The sequence below is a fragment of the Psychrobacter sp. P2G3 genome, from assembly GCF_001593285.1.
In the GTDB taxonomy this organism is placed as follows: Bacteria; Pseudomonadota; Gammaproteobacteria; order Pseudomonadales; family Moraxellaceae; genus Psychrobacter.
Map to the genome: position 1 here is coordinate 421,893 of NZ_CP012529.1, position 20,904 is coordinate 442,796.

The 20,904-nt window shown below is 41.2% G+C and carries 14 protein-coding genes; 7 read left to right on the top strand and 7 right to left on the bottom strand.

What is annotated here, in order from left to right; all coding sequences use genetic code 11:
• Positions 1 to 38: 38 nt before the first annotated feature.
• Positions 39 to 983, bottom strand: a complete 945-nt coding sequence (locus AK823_RS01805; protein WP_068325740.1) for a metallophosphoesterase — start codon at positions 981 to 983, stop codon at positions 39 to 41.
• Positions 984 to 1,027: 44 nt separating this feature from the next.
• A complete protein-coding gene (locus AK823_RS01810) occupies positions 1,028 to 1,636 on the bottom strand; it encodes a rhomboid family intramembrane serine protease (protein WP_068034222.1) in 609 nt (202 codons plus the stop codon).
• A gap of 735 nt (positions 1,637 to 2,371) precedes the next feature.
• Here AK823_RS01810 and AK823_RS01815 point away from each other — a divergent pair.
• A complete protein-coding gene (locus AK823_RS01815) occupies positions 2,372 to 4,027 on the top strand; it encodes a hypothetical protein (protein ID WP_068325742.1) in 1,656 nt (551 codons plus the stop codon).
• A gap of 738 nt (positions 4,028 to 4,765) precedes the next feature.
• Positions 4,766 to 6,364: an OmpA family protein gene (locus tag AK823_RS01820; protein WP_068325744.1), complete on the top strand. Its 1,599-nt coding sequence runs from the start codon at positions 4,766 to 4,768 to the stop codon at positions 6,362 to 6,364.
• A gap of 102 nt (positions 6,365 to 6,466) precedes the next feature.
• Here AK823_RS01820 and nagZ read toward each other — a convergent pair whose 3' ends face one another.
• Positions 6,467 to 7,555 carry a beta-N-acetylhexosaminidase gene (gene nagZ / locus AK823_RS01825; RefSeq protein WP_068325745.1) on the bottom strand — a complete coding sequence of 363 codons (1,089 nt, stop codon included), beginning with the start codon at positions 7,553 to 7,555 and terminating at the stop codon, positions 6,467 to 6,469.
• A 643-nt stretch (positions 7,556 to 8,198) separates the two neighbouring features.
• On the opposite strand from nagZ, the gene AK823_RS01830 reads away from it, so the two are divergent.
• Positions 8,199 to 10,427: a carboxy terminal-processing peptidase gene (locus tag AK823_RS01830; RefSeq protein WP_068325746.1), complete on the top strand. Its 2,229-nt coding sequence runs from the start codon at positions 8,199 to 8,201 to the stop codon at positions 10,425 to 10,427.
• Between the two features lie 484 nt (positions 10,428 to 10,911).
• On the opposite strand, the gene AK823_RS01835 is transcribed toward AK823_RS01830, so the two are convergent.
• Positions 10,912 to 11,397 (bottom strand): peptidylprolyl isomerase, encoded by a 486-nt coding sequence (locus AK823_RS01835; protein ID WP_068034232.1) that lies wholly within the window; start codon positions 11,395 to 11,397, stop codon positions 10,912 to 10,914.
• A 416-nt stretch (positions 11,398 to 11,813) separates the two neighbouring features.
• On the opposite strand from AK823_RS01835, the gene AK823_RS01840 reads away from it, so the two are divergent.
• The 3 genes from AK823_RS01840 to AK823_RS01850 all read left to right on the top strand — a co-directional run bounded on the left by AK823_RS01840 (position 11,814) and on the right by AK823_RS01850 (position 14,785).
• Positions 11,814 to 12,116, top strand: a complete 303-nt coding sequence (locus tag AK823_RS01840) for an IS630 transposase-related protein (RefSeq protein ID WP_068325749.1) — start codon at positions 11,814 to 11,816, stop codon at positions 12,114 to 12,116.
• 20 nt (positions 12,117 to 12,136) lie between these two features.
• A complete protein-coding gene (locus AK823_RS01845) occupies positions 12,137 to 12,661 on the top strand; it encodes an IS630 family transposase (protein WP_149031832.1) in 525 nt (174 codons plus the stop codon).
• 114 nt (positions 12,662 to 12,775) lie between these two features.
• Positions 12,776 to 14,785 carry a PDZ domain-containing protein gene (locus tag AK823_RS01850; RefSeq protein ID WP_068325754.1) on the top strand — a complete coding sequence of 670 codons (2,010 nt, stop codon included), beginning with the start codon at positions 12,776 to 12,778 and terminating at the stop codon, positions 14,783 to 14,785.
• A 168-nt stretch (positions 14,786 to 14,953) separates the two neighbouring features.
• On the opposite strand, the gene AK823_RS01855 is transcribed toward AK823_RS01850, so the two are convergent.
• Positions 14,954 to 15,793, bottom strand: coding sequence for a DUF305 domain-containing protein (locus tag AK823_RS01855; RefSeq protein ID WP_082785601.1), 840 nt, complete (start codon positions 15,791 to 15,793; stop codon positions 14,954 to 14,956).
• A 169-nt stretch (positions 15,794 to 15,962) separates the two neighbouring features.
• Positions 15,963 to 16,577 (bottom strand): pseudouridine synthase, encoded by a 615-nt coding sequence (locus tag AK823_RS01860; RefSeq protein ID WP_068034237.1) that lies wholly within the window; start codon positions 16,575 to 16,577, stop codon positions 15,963 to 15,965.
• Between the two features lie 468 nt (positions 16,578 to 17,045).
• Here AK823_RS01860 and icd point away from each other — a divergent pair, with 468 nt between their 5' ends.
• Positions 17,046 to 18,305, top strand: a complete 1,260-nt coding sequence (gene icd, locus AK823_RS01865) for an NADP-dependent isocitrate dehydrogenase (RefSeq protein WP_068034238.1) — start codon at positions 17,046 to 17,048, stop codon at positions 18,303 to 18,305.
• 252 nt (positions 18,306 to 18,557) lie between these two features.
• Here icd and AK823_RS01870 read toward each other — a convergent pair whose 3' ends face one another.
• Complete coding sequence (locus AK823_RS01870) at positions 18,558 to 20,777, bottom strand: NADP-dependent isocitrate dehydrogenase (protein WP_068325756.1); 2,220 nt, start codon at positions 20,775 to 20,777, stop codon at positions 18,558 to 18,560.
• Positions 20,778 to 20,904 lie beyond the last annotated feature (127 nt).

A 20,904-nucleotide genomic window follows, 5' to 3' on the forward strand; every position in this document is an offset into this window, starting at 1 on the left:
GCTCAATTTGGTCTTAATGTCCAATTGATACGCAGTAATTAATCGTTGAGATATTGCACAAAATTCGCAGGACTTAGAGGTAATGGCTGGGTGGTATCAAGCTGATAACAAGTCAGATAGCCACTATCAACAGCCGCTGAATAATCCGTACAAACGACTTGCGCGCTAAGTGGTTCAGGCTCGCCTGTCAACCAATAATGTCCGACGAACACTGGCTTGTGAGTCTTTATAGCAAAGTCGATATTCTCAGCTAGGGCATCGATTGGAATCTGAGCAAGCGCAGATGTGGGCGCGCGAGCAATCTCATGAAGCGTGCGTGACCTCAGTTCATCGAGCCACCAACGTACCCGCACGCGCGAGCGTTTAGTACCTTCTTTATCTACCATTACTATGCCATCAGGTAGCGGTGTTTCCACTCCTTTTAGCACACGCTCTAGCGCATCAAACGGTTCGGTAAATTCTTCTGAAGTCGTTTGGAGGGCCTGAGCAGTCAGGCAATTATCAGCTGTGAGTAATGGCTTAAGCAGCGCCATACTGTCTACATCCCAGCAAGCATGGACAAAACAGGCGTAATCGGTCTCAATCCACAATGGAATCTCATAAAAACGCTGTAGCCAATATTGATGCGACTCTGAGCCAAATGGCACTTCAGCTAAAAAAGCTTCATGTTGGCGTGTATGCACGTCATTATGGGAGCGTAGATAACGTTCAGGATTGTTTGAATCACGCGTTGCAAAAGCAAGCGCATTATATTCATGATTACCCATCACTATATCAGCGACGCCAGCATCTAGCATGGCAAAGGCAATCTCAAGCGTGGCTACTTGCTGGGAGCCGCGATCAATTAAGTCACCAATGAACAGCGCACGATGACCGTCTGGCGGTACAAAGTACTGACCATTATGGACATAACCTAATTGCCCAAGCAGGCCAGTCAGCTTGTCTGCATAACCATGAACATCACCAATAATATCTATAATCATAAATCGTTGTCAAAACCTAAAAACAAATTGAACTAAAAAGTGAACTAAAAGCTAGGAGAGAGTAGTGCATTAATAAAATGTGGTAGTACTTGTGGTTCGAGAATGATTGTCGCTATTACACCAAACGCACCGCCCCACATATGTGCCATATGATTGATATTAGAGCCGCCACGCTTATCCGCATAGATGCTATAGGCGACATAAGCGACTGCAAATAGTATCGCAGGAATAGGAACAATGGCAAATAGATAAATGGTTTCCCAAGGCGCTAATAGTATAAAAGCAAACAATACCGCCGATACTCCGCCCGATGCACCTAAGCTTAAATAACTGGCATTTTTCTTATTCTTAATATAGCTTGGTATCATCGCAATAATGATGGCCAATAAATAAAAGACAATGAAACCATACCCACCCAAGAATGGCTGATACAGCCCTTCTATAGCGCGACCAAAAAAGTATAAAGTAAACATATTGAATAGCAAGTGCATGCTATCAGCATGAATAAAACCATGACTGACAAAGCGATACCATTGACCATCGCTCACTGCTGGCGGGTAGAATATCAGTCGGTTAAATAGCACTTTGTTTTGCCATGCTAACAAGCTCACGATGACCGTGACTATGATGATAAGAGTAGTGTGGTTAAACAAAGATTAATCCTTAGGTCAAGCCTGATAAACAAAGACGTTACAAGCCTAATCAATAAAGCTTTATAACATTGTTAGAGCTTACCATGCGTCGAAAATTATAGTTTTAATTTTATAGTGAGTAATAAGTACTTGCTACATACTCTCTGTTAAATATCTAATGTACAGATATATATAGTTGGGTCATTTTAAAACCGATACAGTAATGCTGGGGTAAATTTTTTGCAGCCTCTGTCATTCTTGCGAACAGCACGCAATAAAAATTTATACCAGTAGCACGTGACTATTAACGTATCGATTTTATTTCGAACTGACTATCTAGGTATCTATTATAAGAGTTACCAATGGAGCGGATTATAAAATCAAATCACAATCATAGGTTGAACAAATTTACATACGTATACAAATTATACTTAATAAGTGGTTAACTTAACGCACAAACATTATATCTTTTAAGTTTTGTAGATATGACTGGTAGCTTTTAAAACTGATATTATATTTTAATATGCATAACCATATTACAGCTGCTTAATTGGATAGCAATATATAAATTTGTGCTAAATCAGATAATCAAATAAAATCGCTGACTGAATATATAGTTATTGCACCTTGTACTTAAAATTCTAACAACTACAAAGCAGAACCAGTATTTTTATAATTAATCAATAACGATTAAATAATGACCGATTTTTAAAAATTTCTATTAATTTACTATCCACGCCGCCAAAGGCAGTATTTATGACTATCATTGACCAACTTGACCAAACTGTTACCACAGCCGTTTTAGGCGATGATAATAGCGTGGCGCACATCAGTTTGCTTGAGCAGTTTTATGCTATTTTAATCACCCGTTTAGCTCAGCCAGCTGTGTATTCACAATTGCTACGTGCTGATCAAGACCTACCAATACAGTCAACAACTACAAGCTCTACCTTATTCGAGCAGCTTTGGGAGATAGTCAGCCTGCGTAAATTATTGATTGATGAGTTGGCAGCGACCTATCATGTTGATACGCAGATCACTGAAAATCTTCTGATAAACGCGGCGCCTTTAGCCTATCAAGAGCTCAAAATTCTGGCTAATGGTCAGTTTTTACCTGCATTTTTACAAGCACAGCAACTGTCAGTAAGATCTTATTTGCCAGTATGGGCAGAAGAGGTGATATTACCAATAAATGCAGTCAGTAATGAGATGGGTTTAAACAAAGATACGCTCATTAATAATATTGAAGTAACCGATGCCAATGCCAACGCCAATATGATGTCAGAATCTGTTCGTGAGACACAAACAATACCCGAACAAGCATTTGTAACGAATAAGTTGTCTATTGACCCGCTAGAAAGCACTGAAGTCAAAAATGATAAATTACTATTAGATAAAGAGCCGCTCTTGACCAATACTGTAGATGCTCTTCATGCGAACCCATCAGATTATTATGATGCAGGTATCTCTGAGAGTCGGTTAAATGTACGCACTCGTAACCGAAGAAATGATCTAATGGTCCGAGTTTTGATACTAGCAGGTGCGCTAGCAGCAATCGGTCTTGTATGGGCGTTAGTTATTCAACCTAATTATATGACGCCTACAGCACCCGTTGTTACCTCGCCTGTTGTCATTACACCGGTAAGTGAGCCAGTCGCTAAGGTGTCGATACCAGCGGAGTTAATAGTTGGAGTAGATGACAGTGGCAGTCTATATAGTTGTACCGCGACTGTTGGCGATACAGAATTGCAAAATGCGCTTAAGCGAGCGCTGAGTATGAGCTTTGGAGAACAAGTAAATATTTGTGAGCTGAGAGTGCGCCAAGATGTTGCCAATAGCTTATCTAGTATTAATGTAGAAACTCTGCCTAGTATATTTACTCTACTGCGTTCAGTGCCCTTCGCGCGATTACAGTTGCAGCAGGACACTCTTAATCTAGAGGCACCCGATGATACGTTGCTCCAGCGCTTATTGATTGATATGCGAACATTAGTACCTGCTATAGCTATTACGAGTGCGACGCCTTTACCACTAGATAACAGCAATGGGCTAGCTCATGATGCTAACAACGATATGAGCATGATGAACGGTCGTAACAATGAATTCACAAATGAAAATATACCGTTAGACAATACTTATGACAGCACCTATCCCAACAATAACAATTTGAGTCGTCATCAGAACTATCAACCCTCAGACGACAATACGAACGACATCATAGAAGTAGCGCCGCCTCGTAATAATAATTCTGACGATAGCTTTAATAGCAATGCCAACAATAACCGGGCATTCACTACCCCAGCAGGCTCTATGTCAGCATCAGAAGTTAATGACTTGGCAAACACTACTATTGTCGCTGAAAAGTTGCGTAATGAAAGACCTGTTGATAAAAATCTAATCCAAGACAGATAGGTGTACTATAAAAAATAGAGAAAAGCGTTATTAGTGTCAGCTTTCAGGCATTTATTTTTAATATATAGTAGGTTTTGCCTCCAAAGAAGACAGTGCAATTTGACGTAAACTTGTTGATTTAAGTATAAATGGATGATGTGAATTAGTAGAGCCTTCCACAATCATATTCAAAACTTGGTAACTAGGTAATCTAATACTTAGCCATAAGCAGTTGCAAATGTTTGATTTCTTACACCATTTCTCGTATTTATGTTAGTAATTCGTACTTTATTATCAATATAGTTACGTGCTGCATCTGAAAAATTACCTAATGTATCATTTGCACAACAGCGCGTTTGTAGAGATGACTTATTCATTACTCTTATAATACTCATTAGCTGAAGATAATAAATGGTTAAGTGGATTTAAAAACTGACTTGTCAAAAGTGAATAATTCGAAATTAACTAATGTAAAAGTCAGTAACTAAAAAGTAAGTAAGTAAAAATATTTAGTAAATAGCAGATAAAACACTTAAATTTTCACTTTATGCAGTTTGGTTTTATTTATCCATTTATAAGTAAGCGCATAATAGCTAGTTTTTATATTTAATTGATTTAGATATACGTAGTCAACCCAATGTAGCATTAATAAAAAAACTGATCCCAAGTGATGTCTTAATATGGCTAGCGCGGTTGAAGTTGCAATGGTTTTACAGCGGGAAGGCTATACAAAACAACAGTAATTGGAGGGGATATACTATGGATATTATTAGTCATTTGACACGCACTGTTAGCCCAGCAGTCTTAGGAGATGATCGATCTCCAGCTAAGAAAAACTTACTTGAACAGTTTTATGCCATTTTTGCTGCGCGTTTAGCAGACAAAGAGACTTATGGTCGTTTCTCTAATGAAACCATTGCTCGTGACGATCAGGGTTTTTATGATCGCGTCTGGACTGATGGCTCGCACCGTGACAATATTTCACGTGAGCTTGCTGGTGCTCATAATGTCGATGCAACTGCGTCGCGTGGTCTAGTAGCTATGGCAGCACCACTTGCTTATCATGAAATTAAAAGTTTAGCAGGTACGACGCCAGTACCGCAGTTCTTGAGTGACAATTTCGCTGATTATCAGCACCATATTCCTGCATGGGCCAGTGCTGTGATACCTGCTGGTATGCTTGCTGCTGTTCCTGCTGGTACACGTATCTCTGATACTACAAGCATGGCTCCGCTACAGCACAAAGAAGAAGAGTCAGGCAGTTTTATGAAAGCGTTACTACCTATTATAGGTCTGATTATATTAGGCGCTTTAGCCTGGGCATTGTTGAGAGGATGTCAGGATAATCCCGAGCCTGTCGCAACGCCAGTTGTCACTGAGCAATCAGCTGCCACTGATGAACAAACCGTAGTAGCAGCCGATGTTGAGCCAGCCGCGCTGCATATCTCTACTGGTGAAGCAAATACCTTATATGCTTGCCGTATGAATGTCGGTGATGAAGCGTTACAAACAACAGTTATGAATGCGATGAGTAGCACTTTTGGGAATGAAGCTGATAAGTGCCGAGCGGATGTAGATGATGGCTTTGCAACTGATATGCCAGCTGCTGCTCAATTGGCTTCTATCTTACCAATCATTAAAAGTGTACCAAACGCTAGTATGATTATTAAAGGTAATGAGATTGTTGTTAACTCTGCTGATGCAAGCATACTCGATAAGCTAGTTGCTGACTTGCAAGCCGCTGCTCCAGCGATGACAGTAAGAGCCGAAGGACCGTTAGATTTACAAGGTGAGGTTGATGACAGCCTAGTGGCAGCAGATGCCGCCATTGACAACCTTGGTGAAAATCCAAATCCCCGCGACGTTGCTCGTGCTTTGAGTATACAGGTGGTTAATTTTGAGCTTGATGCGGCACTTATTCCAGAAGCAAATAAACCATTCCTTGATCGTGCCGCCACTCTTATCCAAGAAGTACCTGATATGGAGCTGATGATTATCGGCCATACGGATAATCAGGCTTCTAACGCTTATAACATGAAATTGTCTCGTGATCGTGCTGAAGCGGTAAAAGAATATCTTATATCTAAAGGTGTTGATGCGACCAAGCTTACGACTAAAGGTATGGGTGAGAGCGATCCTATCGCTGATAACTCAACCGAACAAGGGCGCTTCCGCAACCGTCGCATTGAGTTTACTGTGTACGATGAAGCTGCCTTAAATAATAATGGAACCAATGGGGCAATCACTAATAATTCTATCGATCCAGATTTGAATCCATTAGATAGTAACAACGATGATTTATTACCTGATGGTGATGATCCAAGTAAAGGTACTGCATTAGATCCAAATGCTCAGTAAAACTAACTACGTCATTAAATTTTAAGAAAGAAAAACCGCACTTATAATTAAGATGCGGTTTTTTATACTGTATATAATATGGCTACATGGGCAAAAAGCCGATTATCTATAAGCCGTCGGATCTAGAGTTTCGCTATTCTCAGTTTCAAACAGTGAACTGTCAGACTGAGCATTAAAGAACGTGTTCAGCACATTGTCTTTAGCTTGCTGCCAGTATTCAAATTGGCGACAAGTAGACTCAAGATCACCTTGCCATGAAGGCACCTGCCCGCACATGGTTTTGATTCGGCTTTGATTAGGATAGGGCAGCTCTTGAGCAGCTTTGGCCGCTTCATGGGCTGCAACACGATCATTACATACGAGTGCAATATCACAGCCTGCTTCAATAGCTGCACGCACACGTGCACTGATATCACCAGCTGCTTGCGCTCCTGCCATACATAAGTCATCAGAGAATAAAACGCCATCGAACTTAAGTTGATCGCGAATAATGTCTTTTAGCCAAATTTTCGAAAACCCTGCTGGCTTGTCATCTACCTGCGAAAATATCACGTGTGCTGGCATCAACGCATCGAGCCACGGTAGGGTCTGAGCAAAAGGCTGCATATCACTGGCTAAAATTTCATCAAGGCTACGGTTATCAATGGCTTCTGCTACATGAGAATCAGGAGCGATAGCGCCATGTCCAGGGAAATGCTTACCCGTAGTCGCCATACCAGCCGCCCTCATACCACGCATAAACTGAGTCGCTAAGGCAACGATTACCTGTGGATCTTTATGAAAACTGCGATCACCGATTACTTGGCTAATACCGTCTCTATCAAGCACAGGAGCAAAGCTTAAATCGATACCTACCGCCAATACCTCAGCTGCCATCAGATAACCACAATCATAGGCGCAACTTAAGGCTTGAGTAGGATTGTGATCGAATAACTCGCCAAGCTTACCCATAGCCGGTAGCGGTGTGAACCCATCACGTAATCGTGCGACGCGTCCGCCTTCTTGATCGACCCCGATTAGAATGTCAGGATTATGACAACGAATATTATCGCAAAGCGTGCGAACTTGAGCCGCATTTGCTACATTGCGAGCGAACAATATTACTCCGCCAACTTGTGCTTGTTTGAGCAAACTGACGTCTTCATTCGTCAGTGCGGTGCTATCGATATCGATCATTAATACACCATACATTGCAAAATCCTTAGAGTGCTGTGCACTTATATTGTTAGTTTTTAATGCTAATTTCTGTTGTTGTCTGATACTAGTTTCTGTTATTGATTGTGTTATTGAGTCAATTGATCAAAATGAATAAGCACTATTCTTTAGTTATCAACATATTATGCCAGTTATCAATCCTAAGACCTATCTTGATCTTGCAGGTAGTGTTTGAGGTAGCCAATAGATTTAACTTGATTACCGTTCAAGTATTGAACCTTGGCTACACAGTACCTTAGATGACTATAATAAATATGATGGCAAGCACAATAAAGATGACAGAAAGTTTGGTATGTGCAGGCGTAGCGTGTAAGATTGTTTATACAGTTTGAGACAGTCGTAAACTAATGACCATGATAATATTAAATGCTTTTTAATTAGGCGTTGTTAGTAAATTATACTGGCTCGTACAGAAAAAATAAAAACAACGGTAGTGCGTTTGCTAGCTTTTAATGCTAGCTTGATTGATATTACAATCTTAAAAATATGATGAAATTCGTTTTTATTATTGTTCAATTGTATTGGATGCGAATTGGCTTCAATGCTCTCTACTAATAAGCTAAATCAAGAAAAGATATACTTTAGGTATTTTATCACTTAAGACAACTAGGTACATATAATGAAAAAACAACCAGCACAGTGGTTACTCAGCGTAGCGTCAGTTGGCGTCGCGGGTCTTATTTTGACGCAAAGCTATGGCACAGCAGTGGCAAACACTGATATCACAGGCTTTGCCCAAACTCCTGAACAGAAAATTACAACTAGACAAGTCGCTGCACTACTAGATCGCAGTCATTATCTGAACCAGCCGCTTGATAGCAAGATGGGCAGTGAAATTTTATCTATGTATATTGATAATCTTGATCCCAACCATACGTTGTTTTTGCAGTCTGATGTTGATGAATTTAAAGAAAAATATGCTAGTGAATTTGGTAATCGGCTCAAGCGTGGTGATTTATCTGCCGGCGTAGATATCTTTGAACGCTATCGCAAACGCTCAAATGAGTATTTTGAGATGGCCACAAGAATGCTCAAAACCGACCTTGATTTGACCAGTGATGAAACCATTATTCTCGACCGTGAAAAGCTTAGTCATTTTAAAACCAAAAAAGACCAACGCGATTATTGGGCGCGTCAGCTAAAATTCCAGTTGATGAGTATTACGTTGGGTCAAGAAAGCGAAAAAGGTAAAGAGCAAATATTCTTAGATAATCCAGATATTACGCGTGGTCAAGATTTAGTTCGTGATGATCAGCGTACGCCAAGCGAGATTTTACTGAACCGCTTGTCACGTCAGCAAGGGCAGATGAAACGTCTTAAAGATAACGAAATCATGGAAACGGTACTAAATACCGCTATGCTTACCTATGATCCACATAGTAATTATTATGCACCCATTCAAGCAACCGAACTACAGATTCAATCGAGCTTGCAGTTAGAAGGCATCGGTGTTTCTATTCGTCCAGATCGCAAAAATCCAGACTATACGCGTATCGTTACTTTAGTCGATGGCGGACCTGCAGCCAAAACTGGGCAAATAAAGCCTAACGATTTGATTGTTGGTATTGCTGAAGATGGCAAGACCATGACCGATGTGGTCGGCTGGTCGACACGTGAGATTGTAGGCTTGATTCGCGGTAAGCGTGGAACGTCAGTAACGCTCAAGTTGCGTCAACCTAGTGCGCCGGAGGCAAGCGCCCGTACCGTCACTGTGGTTCGCGATATTATTCAGCAAGAAGAATCGGGCGTAACCCAGCGTGTCGTAGAAGTACAGCGTCCTAATATTGATGCGACACCAAAACGTATTGGTGTGCTTGAAATACCAAGTTTTTATCTAAATTATCGTGCCCGTCGTAATGGTGAAGATTATCGCAGTGTCAGTGTCGATACTGAAAAGGCTTTAAAAGAATTAAACAAAGAAAATATCGATGGCCTCGTAGTCGACCTACGTAATAACCCTGGCGGCTCATTGGATGAAGTTGCGAAGATGTTAGGGCTATTTATTAAGAGTGGGCCATTAGTACAGATTCGTGATAACCGTGGCAATATTCAAGTGTATCGCGATGACGATGGCGGCAAACAGCTATATGATGGCAAGATAGTTGTCCTTACTAACTTAGCCTCGGCTTCTGCTAGTGAGATATTTGCCGCAGCGATTCAAGATTATGGCCGAGGCCTAGTTGTTGGTAGTACCACAACTGGTAAAGGCTCTGCACAAATTCAGCTAGATAATCTGGCTTTGGGTTCTGCGACTTTGACCCAGCGTAAGTTCTACCGTATCACTGGTGGTAGTACACAAAATAAGGGCGTCGTACCTGATATAGAGTTGGTCAATATCTATGATGATGCTACCTTTGGTGAGCGCGCACAGAAAAAAGCATTGCCATGGGATACTATCAGAACGGCTGCATACAAGCCTGAGGGTAAGTTCAGCTCAAACACGCTTGCAACATTAAATCAGCAATCTAAAATTCGTCAGCAACAAAATCCGCAGTTTGTCTATCTATCGACCTTGAACGACATTCGTGATATGGAAGATGAGAAAAAACCTATTGAACTTGATATCGACAGTCGCCGTGCGAAAATGAGACTAATCGAAGAGCGCTCACTACAAGCTGAAAACAAGCGTCTAAAAGCTACTGGTGAGCGTCCGTATGCCAATTGGAACACTTATCAGGCAGCAATGGATGCAAAATTTGAAGAACGTAGTCAGATGAAAGCTGATAAACGTCCGCAGTTACCTGAGGATGAAGCTTTCATCAATGAAGCGGCTTATTTGATGCTTAGTGCTGATCCCAAACTGACAGCTAGCCCTGAAGAGAAGCTGGAAACGGCTATAAAACCTTAGATAAAAAGCAGTGTAAGTATATGCTTACACGCAATGACGCTATAGCCTCTTACCACAGATAGGGTAATCTGCGATTATAGACCCACTGCACAGTTTGACGATACTATTTTTGATACTAGGGATTGGTATTTATAGGTTGTCTATAAATTGTTTCAGGGATGGCTTGCTGATTACGGATGATAAGGCTGGATGCCTGTCAGTTATACTGTATCTTGGGATTGGATATGGCATAGCATTAACAAGGATGGTTAGTAACAGAAACCGCGTAGCGCTTGCCGTTATGCGGTTTTATTACGTTTAAGAAAGCATAATCTAGGTGAAACAAACGTTTTCAATTATTGTAGTTGAGTCTTACTAAAAGTTTTTTATTTAGTAAAATGAGCCCATTAAAAAAGCCAGTAGCAATATCTACTGGCTTTTCTCATTTAAACAACAAGTAAATTAATTTACCCGTCGTTTAATTCTCTATACAACTTACGATAGATTAATGCTCAACGCCACCTGCACCATGTACATGGCCGTGGTTTAGCTCATCTTCAGTTGCTGCACGTACTTCTTGAATTTCTACATCAAAAGTTAGACGCTTGCCAGCTAGTGGATGATTAGCATCAACAGTAACTTCGTCATCAGTAACTTCAGTAACCGTCACTAGCATTACTTGGCCGCCAGCTTCTGACTGGAACTGCATACCAGGCTGAATATCATCAACGCCTTGGAAGTTATCACGTGGCACATGCTGCACTGCTTGTTCTTGATACTCACCATAGCCATCAGCAGGCTCAACAACTGCATTGACTCGTTCGCCAGCAGATTTACCTTCTAGCTGTTGCTCAAGGCCTGGAATAATGTTGCTATGGCCATGCAAATAAGCAAGTGGTTGACCTTCTGGAGATTGGTCAAGAATGTTGCCTTCGTCGTCTTTTAGGGTGTAATTGAATTTGACGGCAGTGTCTTTTGCGATAGTAGTCATAAATTATCCTAAATATATCTATATAAAAAATTAAATGCGGTTGCAATAAACCTAAAAAAGCCAATCAGCAAGCTCAAAGCCATATCATTAGTCAATTATCATCAGTTTATTTTAGTTTATCAAAGTAACTTTAGCAGTTAGCATCTTTAATAGAGATGGTCGTAATAACTTTCAAGGCAAAAAACATAAAAAATATAAATATTAATGAAATTAATCCAATTATTACTATATAAGTTACTTATAGGCAGTTCGGAATAATATAAATACGGCTCTGTTAACTTGTTACTGGTATAAATTTTCCTCGCTTGCTGTGCGCTTTGCCAGACAGAGGCTTGAAAAAATTTATCCCAATATAGCCAAACCCATTTAAAAGTGTTATAAACTAATTATTAAACCCAATTGTTATCATAAAGACCATGACTTACTCACTAGATTTTCGCAAACAAGTACTAAAAAGCTTAGACGAGGGTATGACCTTTGCCGGGGCGGCTGAGTTCTATAATCTCAGCCCAACCACCATACAAAACTGGAAAAGACGTGTTCATAGCAAAACAATCAGGCAAACCAAACCCTATAAAATACCAGATGACGTGCTACTTAATGATGTCAAAGAACATCCTGATGATTACCAGTATGAGCGAGCACATCGTTTAAATTGTAGTAAAACAGGCATTTATCATGCCCTAAAGCGCCTAGGCATCAGTCAAAAAAGACCTTAGAGCATCCAAAAGCTTGCCCAATAAAAAGAGCGGCGTATCAGGGAAAGCTTGATAGCTTTACGCAGCAAGGCTATCCCATTGTCTATATGGATGAAAGCGGCTTTGAGCACGAGACCATCCGCTCTCATGGCTATGCGCCGATCGGTAAGCCTTGTATCGATAGCTACAACTGGCAAGGTAAAAAGCGAACCAACGTTATTGGTGCTCTGTATGAAAAGATGCTGTTTGCGCTTGATTACTTTGAGACAAACATCAACAGCATCGTCTTCTATCACTGGCGCAAACACAAGCTAATCCCAAGTCTTAAAACCAAATGCGTGATTGTGATGGATAACGCCAGATTTCATAAGAGCAAACGCATTCAAAAGCTACTAAACAGGCACGGGCATCGTATTCTTTGGTTGCCGCCGTACAGCCCAGACCTAAACCCTATCGAAAAGAAATGGGCTCAAGTGAAGTTTCTACGCCAAGGTTGGATGCAAAATGACTTATCCAAATTGTTTTATGATATTTGTCCAAGGCATAACATTTTTATTTTGAACTGACTATAACTCTGTATTCTTTTCAAAGTGTATTGACTATATGACTCTTTTCTTATCAGTTGCGTTTTCTTCTCGAGGCTTCTACCATAACCTTAAACACCATAATAAGAATTTACTATGACTTCAGTATCTAGTTCTTCAGACAACCAATCAAATCAGCATGATTTGCGTAAATCGGCCACTGACATCAGTTATCGACTCGATTTCACTCGCTTTTCTGAGCATTTAGTCGATATTACGCTCAGCTTTATCGCAGAGACGACATCGCCGTGTTTATGGCTGCCAGCATGGATACCCGGCAGTTATTTGATGCGTGAATTCGCTCGCAATATTACGGCAGTTCATTATCAAATAGAAAACGTAGCTAATAGTAAGGATAGTCATCCTAAACATCGCGCCCATAAAATTGATAAAAACACTTGGCAATTACCACAGGTTGAAGTAGGGCAGACGTTGAGGGTGCATTATGAAGTCTACTGCTACGACTTATCGGTACGCACCGCTTATGTCGATCAGCAGCGTTTGTATGGTAACTTTACTTCGCTCGCATTAGCCGTTGAAGGACAGGAGCTTAAACCAGTACAAGTGAGTCTTATTGTGCCCACAGCATTTACAGCCGGTCAACAGGTAATGGACGATGATTTGAAAGGCAAGGATAATAGTGATGTGGTGCTGGCATGTGGTCTTGAAGCCACTCATCTACACATTGATGCGCAGGATGGGAGTAGTAAGCATGGCTACAGTCTACAGGCAGACAGCTACCATGAGCTAATAGATCATCCGTTTGAGATTGCAGCTCAAGAGTCGTTTAGTTTTATTATTCAGGATGATGGGCATCAGACATTGAGTCATCGCTTTTTTATCTCTGGCAAACACCATGCAAACATGGGCCGGTTGCAGCAAGATGTGACTCAGATTTGTCAGGCTTATGTGAATTGGCTAGGCGATGCGCCATTTGACGACTATACCTTTATGACTTATGCCAGTGGTCAAGATTATGGTGGCCTTGAGCATATTAATTCAACCAGCCTAATCACGCCGCGTCGTGACTTGCCAAGTGTTGATGAACCTAAAATACCAAGTACCGACTATCAGCGCTTTTTAGGTTTATGTAGTCATGAGTACTTTCATTCGTGGTGGGTCAAGACCGTGCGTCCAGATGTCATGCTAGACGTAGATCTGCGTAAGGAAGCCTTTACGCCATTGCTATGGGTGTTTGAAGGCTTTACTTCTTATATTGACGACTTTATGTTGCAAGCCTCAGGGGTAATTGATAAAGCAAGTTACCTCAAATTATTAGCCGAACAAATTAATCGCTATTATCAGACTGATGGTCGCGCGCACCAAAGTGTCGCAGAATCAAGCTTTGATGCTTGGATTAAGCTTTATCGTAGCGATGAAAACACCGGTAATGCAGGTATCAGTTATTACAATAAAGGCGCATTGGTCGCGTTATGCTTAGATCTGACGTTGCAGCAAAAAAGTGCTGGTCGCTATCGTCTATTCGATGTGGTGAAGGCGTTTTATAATCAAGCAAAGAAAAACGACAATAAGCGTATTGGTATCAGTAGTGCCGATATGAGTACGGTGATTGGTCAGTTTATGCCAGTAGCAGATTGGGAAGATTTTGAGCACCGCTATGTCAATGGCGTAGAAGAGTTACCTCTTGAGCAACTACTGACAGCCAATGGCATTAAAATCCATGATGACGTTAAAAATACAGCAGATAAAAAAGTGCCTTGGGGGATGCGCTGTAGCGAGACGCCAGCAGGTTTAAAAGTCAATCGAGTACAACGCGGTAGTGCTGCTGCAAAGTCTGGAATATCTGCTCATGATGTGATTATTGCTATTGATGATATCAAGGCTGATAGTAAGCAACTAGCATCTCTAAGCAATGCTCAACACGAAGTTAGCTGTCATTTATTTCGGCGTGATGAGTTGATGTGTGTGTCCGTATTACCTACTACTGTTGTACAAGCGCAAGAGGATATAGAAAAAGCGTTGCCATATAAAATAAATCTGAGTTTGGCAAGAATGGATAAGTTTTCAGAAGAGAGCGTAGGCAGTACTGACATCGCTCCAGCTTGGCAAGGATGGCTTGACGGGATGAAGCGCTATCAGCAATAAACCTACTAAGCTGCTAGCGATTAATAAAATAGCAATTATCTATCTATGGTAATGAGAGGAATTAAAAAACCCTTGCTAAGCAACGATGCCTAGCAAGGGTTTATATTAGTAGATGTTTAAACAAAGTATCGAAACATATTATTAAACCTTCAATGAGTTTAATGGGCTTTAGCTAGTAGGTTGCTTAACTTGTTCTTGCGTATCAGCTTCATGATCAATAGTGCCATCCTTAACAAGAACATCGTTGGTATCATGCTTAGCAATCCAGTCTTGCATGATTTCAATCTCAGGCTGCTGTTCATCAATAATCTGCTGTGCCAGCTTACGCATTTCTGTATCAGTACCGTATTTTAGCTGAACCATTGCCATATCTACTGCGCCTATATGATGTGGTAACATGCCGCGAGCGAACGCCATATCAGGTACAGGGTTTGCGATACCCAGTGTCATCTCGCCATGCATTGCATCCATACCCTTGGCATACGCTTGCTGCATTGCCTGAGTATCAGGTTTAGGTTTAGCCGCATCAGGGTGGCTGGCAAGCCATTTGTTCATGATATCGATTTCAGTTTGCTGCGAATCAATGATTTCTTGCGCCAGCTTACGCATCGCCTGATTAGTACCGTATTTCAGCTCAATTTTTGCCATTTCCACCGCACCACGATGATGTCCCAGCATTCCCTTAGCAAATGCAGTATCTGGATCGTTATAGTTCATCCCAATCATCATCTCATCATGCATTCTAGTCATCGACTTGGTGTAGTCTTTGAGCATATCGCTCATTTGTATATCATCAGCGCTCATGTCGACATTTGACATGTCATGGCCTGCATGTGCCTCTATCGTTTGAGCGTCGTCTGTTTTAGATGTCTCGATTGAGGGTGCTACCACCTCTTCTATTTTGGTAGATTCAGTATTTTCAGTCGCTGGCTGACAGGCACTCAGCGCGAGTACCGATGCTACGCTAGCAGCGAGAATAGCGAAACGATAGTGATAAGAAGAGGTCATGACATATCCTTAACATAAACAAGCAAGTCAAACAGTCAAATAGATTAACAGTTTGACGAATTATAGAGCTGAAACACAACAAATAATGAATCTTAGCAGATTAACCTTACCAATTCGAGACGCTACCGTTTTAAATGTCGTTGCCAAATTTGCGCTAATATACATTCGGTTACATCATAATACCCAGTTGTTGGCAACGCTCGCTATTTAGGTGAATACGTACAAATTCACCAACTTCTAGATCGCCTAATTCAAATCCTGCTACAGACCAGCGAATGAGGCGTAAGCAAGGTAAGCCAACATGCGCCGACATTCGTCTTACTTGACGGTTTTTACCTTCATAGATAGTCAGCATCAGCCATGAGTCTGGCACGCTTTTACGCTCGCGTATCGGTGGGTCACGTTGCCATAGGGACATCGGTAACTCATCTTCACTTAACTGTTTGACTTTGGCAGGTAGGGTTTTTCCATCTTTAAGAACAACGCCTTTTTCAAGCTGACTTAGTTGCTGAGGAGTAGGGATGCCCTCAACTTGTACTAAATAAGTTTTACCTTGTTTGTGCCCATCATTGGCTTTTGGCGGGTGCGTAATGGCTTTATTTACCCGTCCATCACTTGTCAAAATCAGTAAACCTTCTGAGGTCGCATCAAGTCGACCGGCGACTCTTAAGGACTTGTCAGTGAAGTATTGCGATAAAGTGGTATGGTCGTTATTACTATCGTCCCGAAACTGACTTTGCACCCCGTAAGGCTTATTGAATAAAATGAGGCTTGATGTCGACATAGAGCAGATATATCCAAACAGAAGAGTAAATTAAGAAAGTTTAATAAAATAAAAAAGGAGAACAGATGAGAAAGAGAAACAGGGGTAAATACTATTGTCTGACATTTTGAAACCAAGCAATCAAACGATAGGTGTTAGGGTGTACTTAATTAGGTATTTAGTAATTATAGACCGTGTTAATTAATCTATTACTATCATACAATAAAGAGATAATATTAAAACCATACTAAAATAGTGGTATTTGCAATATTGATATTTGTATATGACCTATGTATCAGAGAAATTATCATCTAGCACCTTATTTTAGTACTATGATCCTGATGATTTATAACATTTTTTACAGATTTTTATATAACTCACAACTAAAAAAACCAACCATTGTTAAATTTGTGCAGTAGGAAATTAGCTAGCATAACAGAGTGATAAGCGTGCTTGCGACCTATAACATACAACCAAGGAGTTTTATTCATGTCCTATGATAAGGTTATCGTACCAAGAGACGGAGAAAAAATCACCGTAAACGCTGATTTATCGTTGAATGTCCCTAATAATCCAATCATCCCATTCGTTGAAGGTGATGGTATCGGTGTAGATATCACTCCTGTCATGATAAAAGTGGTTAATGCTGCAGTGGATAAGGCATATCATGGCAAAAAATCAATTATCTGGATGGAGGCTTACTTAGGTGAAAAAGCAGCCAAAATTTACGATGGTGATTACCTGCCAAGTGAAACGCTAGAGATTTTAAAAGACTATGTTATCAGTATTAAAGGCCCATTGACCACGCCTGTTGGCGGCGGCTTTCGCTCGTTGAACGTGGCAGTACGTCAAGAGCTTGATTTATATGTCTGTCAGCGTCCAGTACGTTGGTTTGAAGGCGTACCAAGCCCAGTTCACCATCCGGAGCTAACTGATATGGTTATTTTCCGCGAAAACTCAGAAGATATCTATGCAGGTATTGAGTGGAAAGCGGGCAGTGATGAAGCCAAGAAAATCATCAAATTCTTAAAAGAAGAAATGGGTGTCACGAAGATTCGCTTCTCTGATGACTGTGGTATCGGTATCAAGCCAGTATCAAAAGAAGGCTCTCAGCGCCTAGTGCGTAAGGCCATTCAACATGCTATCGATAATGATTTGCCAAGTGTGACACTGGTTCACAAAGGTAATATTATGAAGTTCACCGAAGGTGCGTTTAAAGAGTGGGGCTATGAGATAGCCGCAGAGCGTTTCGGTGCTGAGCTATTAGATGGTGGTCCTTGGATGACGATGAAGAACCCAAAAACGGGTAATGATATTATCATCAAAGACGTGATCGCTGATGCGTTCTTACAACAGATTTTGATGCGCCCTGCTGATTACTCAGTAGTCGCAACACTGAACCTGAACGGTGACTATATCTCGGATGCACTAGCAGCTGAGGTTGGTGGTATTGGTATCGCACCGGGAGCTAATAAAGGTGGAGCTGTCTCTGTCTATGAAGCGACTCATGGTACTGCGCCTAAGTATGCTGGCCAGAACAAAGTAAACCCAGGGTCACTGATTCTATCGGCTGAGATGATGTTACGTGATATGGGCTGGGTCGAAGCAGCAGACCTCATTATCGAAGGTATTCAAGGTGCTATCGCTAATAAGACGGTCACTTACGACTTCGAACGCTTAATGCCAGATGCTATCTTGCTTAGTACTTCTGAGTTTGGTAAGGCGATAATTAAGCATATGGATGCATAGTCATCGCTCTATCATGAGCTAAAAGCAATTTAATATAAGTGTTGAACAAGCCATCTACAATAATGTAGGTGGCTTTTTTTATCGTCGTTTTTAATGGTGTTTTTTCACAGTTAGCTTTTACAAAAATTTTATAACTAGCACAAAAAAACGCCCCAAAGATCTAAGACCTTTGGGGCGTTCTACAGGCTTGATAAGTTAAGGTGCAAATCTACCTAACCTTACCTACATAAGACTAATAACTCTAACAATAAATTATAACGATGCTAAAGTGTCATTGAATAAAGCACTTGGACGCATTACTTGCTTGGCTAATTCTTCATCTGCATAGTAGTAGCCTTTGATGTCTACAGACTTGCCTTGAACCTTACTAAGCTCTTTAACAATTGCGTCTTCATTGTCTTTCAGCTTTTGCGCAAATGGCGTAAACTGCGCTTTTAGTTCGCTATCTTGCTCTTGTGCCGCTAGCTCTTCGGCCCAGTACATGGCTAGATAGAAATGGCTGCCACGGTTATCTATTTCACCAGTTTTACGTGATGGTGACTTGTCATTTAGCAACAGTTTTTCTGTCGCTTTATCTAGCGTATCTGCCAATACTTTAGCTTTAGCATTGTCATCGTTGCTAGCCAAGTGTTCTAAAGATACCGTCAATGCTAAAAACTCACCTAGTGAATCCCAACGTAAGTGGTTTTCTTCTACTAGCTGCTCAACGTGCTTCGGAGCAGAACCACCTGCACCCGTTTCAAACAAACCACCGCCTTTCATTAACGGTACGACAGATAGCATCTTGGCACTCGTTCCCAACTCTAGAATTGGGAATAAGTCAGTTAGATAGTCACGTAAAATGTTACCAGTTGCTGAGATAGTATCAAGACCACGAGCAACGCGCTCTAAGGTATAACGCATGGCGCGAACCTGTGACATGATTTCAATATGCAGGCCGTCAGTGTCATGATCTTTCAAGTAAGTGTTAACTTTTTTGATTAGCTCATTCTCATGTGGACGGTATGGGTCTAACCAGAAGATGACAGGGGTGTCTGACTCGCGCGCGCGGCGTACGGCAAGCTTAACCCAATCTTGGATAGGTAAGTCTTTGACTTGACACATGCGCCAGATATCGCCTTTTTCAACACGCTTTTCAAGCAATACTTCATCGGTATCAACATCAACAATACGTGCAATACCCGCATCACTAGATTCAAAGGTTTTATCGTGCGAGCCATACTCTTCGGCTTTTTGTGCCATGAGGCCAACGTTAGGGACAGTACCCATAGTGGTTGGGTCAAAGTTACCATGCCATTTACAGAAGTTGATCATCTCTTGATAAATACGGGCAAAGGTAGACTCAGGCATGACGGCTTTACAATCATATAGTTTGCCATCAGCGCCCCACATTTTACCACCATTTCGAATCATAGCAGGCATCGATGCATCGACAATAATGTCGCTTGGTGAATGGAAGTTGGTGATACCTTTTGCAGAATCAACCATGGCGAGACGTGGGCGATGCTCTTGACAAGCATGCAAATCTTGCTCAATCTCTTCACGCTTTGATGCCGGTAGTGTTGATATTTTGTCGTATAGGTCAGCCATACCGTTGTTGACGTTAATGCCTAACTCATCGAAGAAAGCACCATGCTTGTCAAATGCATCTTTATAATAAATTCTGACGGCATGTCCAAACACGATAGGGTGTGACACTTTCATCATAGTTGCTTTTACGTGCAGTGAAAACAAGATGCCAGCTTCGCGGCAATCTTCCATTTCTTGCTCATAAAACTCTAATAATGATTTTTTGCTCATGACCATCAAATCAATGACTTCTTTGTCTTGTAGCGCAATTTTAGGCTTCAAGACCTTACTGGTACCATCATCAAGTAACAAGTCCATACGTACAGTACGGGCTTTGTCCAAGGTCATCGATTGTTCGCCATCATAGAAGTCGCCGCCATGCATGTGTGACACGTGCGTGCTTGACCACTGTTTCCATTCACCCATAGAATGCGGATGTTTGCGAGCATAGTTCTTGACGGCTTTAGGAGCGCGGCGGTCTGAGTTACCCTCACGCAATACGGGGTTAACCGAACTGCCTAGGCTTTTACCATAACGCTTACGTAGCTCTTTTTCTTCGTCAGATTGTGGATCTTCAGGAAAATCAGGTAACGCGAAGCCTTTGCTTTGCAGCTCTTTGATAGCAGCTTTAAGCTGCTGCACAGAAGCACTGATGTTTGGCAGCTTGATAATATTGGTGTTAGGGTCTTGTGTTAGACGACCAAGCTCAGCTAAATTATCTGGAACGCGTTGTTCTTCTGTTAGGTATTCAGGAAATTCAGCCAATACTCGTGCGGCAACAGAGATATCACTGGTTTCAACAGCAATCCCTGCTGTTTTTGTAAAAGCTTCAACAATAGGTAAGAAGGATAGGGTTGCTAGAGCAGGGGCCTCATCAGTTTTGGTATAAATAATCTTTGACATTTATAATTGTTCCTCTAGTCTGTAGTGAATAATAGAGCTTAAATATGACTTAACAAGTCTATGCAATAATGATTATGCGGTTAATTTGAACAAATCGTAGGTAGTCTTAAAACACTTGGAAACTTCT

Coding starts and splice junctions, on each gene's coding strand:
- AK823_RS01835 (WP_068034232.1), bottom strand. CDS start 11,397: ATGACTACTATCGCAAAAGACACTGCCGTCAAATTCAATTACACCCTA.
- AK823_RS01820 (WP_068325744.1), top strand. CDS start 4,766: ATGGATATTATTAGTCATTTGACACGCACTGTTAGCCCAGCAGTCTTA.
- icd (WP_068034238.1), top strand. CDS start 17,046: ATGTCCTATGATAAGGTTATCGTACCAAGAGACGGAGAAAAAATCACC.
- AK823_RS01870 (WP_068325756.1), bottom strand. CDS start 20,777: ATGTCAAAGATTATTTATACCAAAACTGATGAGGCCCCTGCTCTAGCA.
- AK823_RS01805 (WP_068325740.1), bottom strand. CDS start 983: ATGATTATAGATATTATTGGTGATGTTCATGGTTATGCAGACAAGCTG.
- AK823_RS01860 (WP_068034237.1), bottom strand. CDS start 16,577: ATGTCGACATCAAGCCTCATTTTATTCAATAAGCCTTACGGGGTGCAA.
- AK823_RS01815 (WP_068325742.1), top strand. CDS start 2,372: ATGACTATCATTGACCAACTTGACCAAACTGTTACCACAGCCGTTTTA.
- AK823_RS01830 (WP_068325746.1), top strand. CDS start 8,199: ATGAAAAAACAACCAGCACAGTGGTTACTCAGCGTAGCGTCAGTTGGC.
- AK823_RS01855 (WP_082785601.1), bottom strand. CDS start 15,793: ATGACCTCTTCTTATCACTATCGTTTCGCTATTCTCGCTGCTAGCGTA.
- AK823_RS01840 (WP_068325749.1), top strand. CDS start 11,814: ATGACTTACTCACTAGATTTTCGCAAACAAGTACTAAAAAGCTTAGAC.
- AK823_RS01850 (WP_068325754.1), top strand. CDS start 12,776: ATGACTTCAGTATCTAGTTCTTCAGACAACCAATCAAATCAGCATGAT.
- nagZ (WP_068325745.1), bottom strand. CDS start 7,555: ATGTATGGTGTATTAATGATCGATATCGATAGCACCGCACTGACGAAT.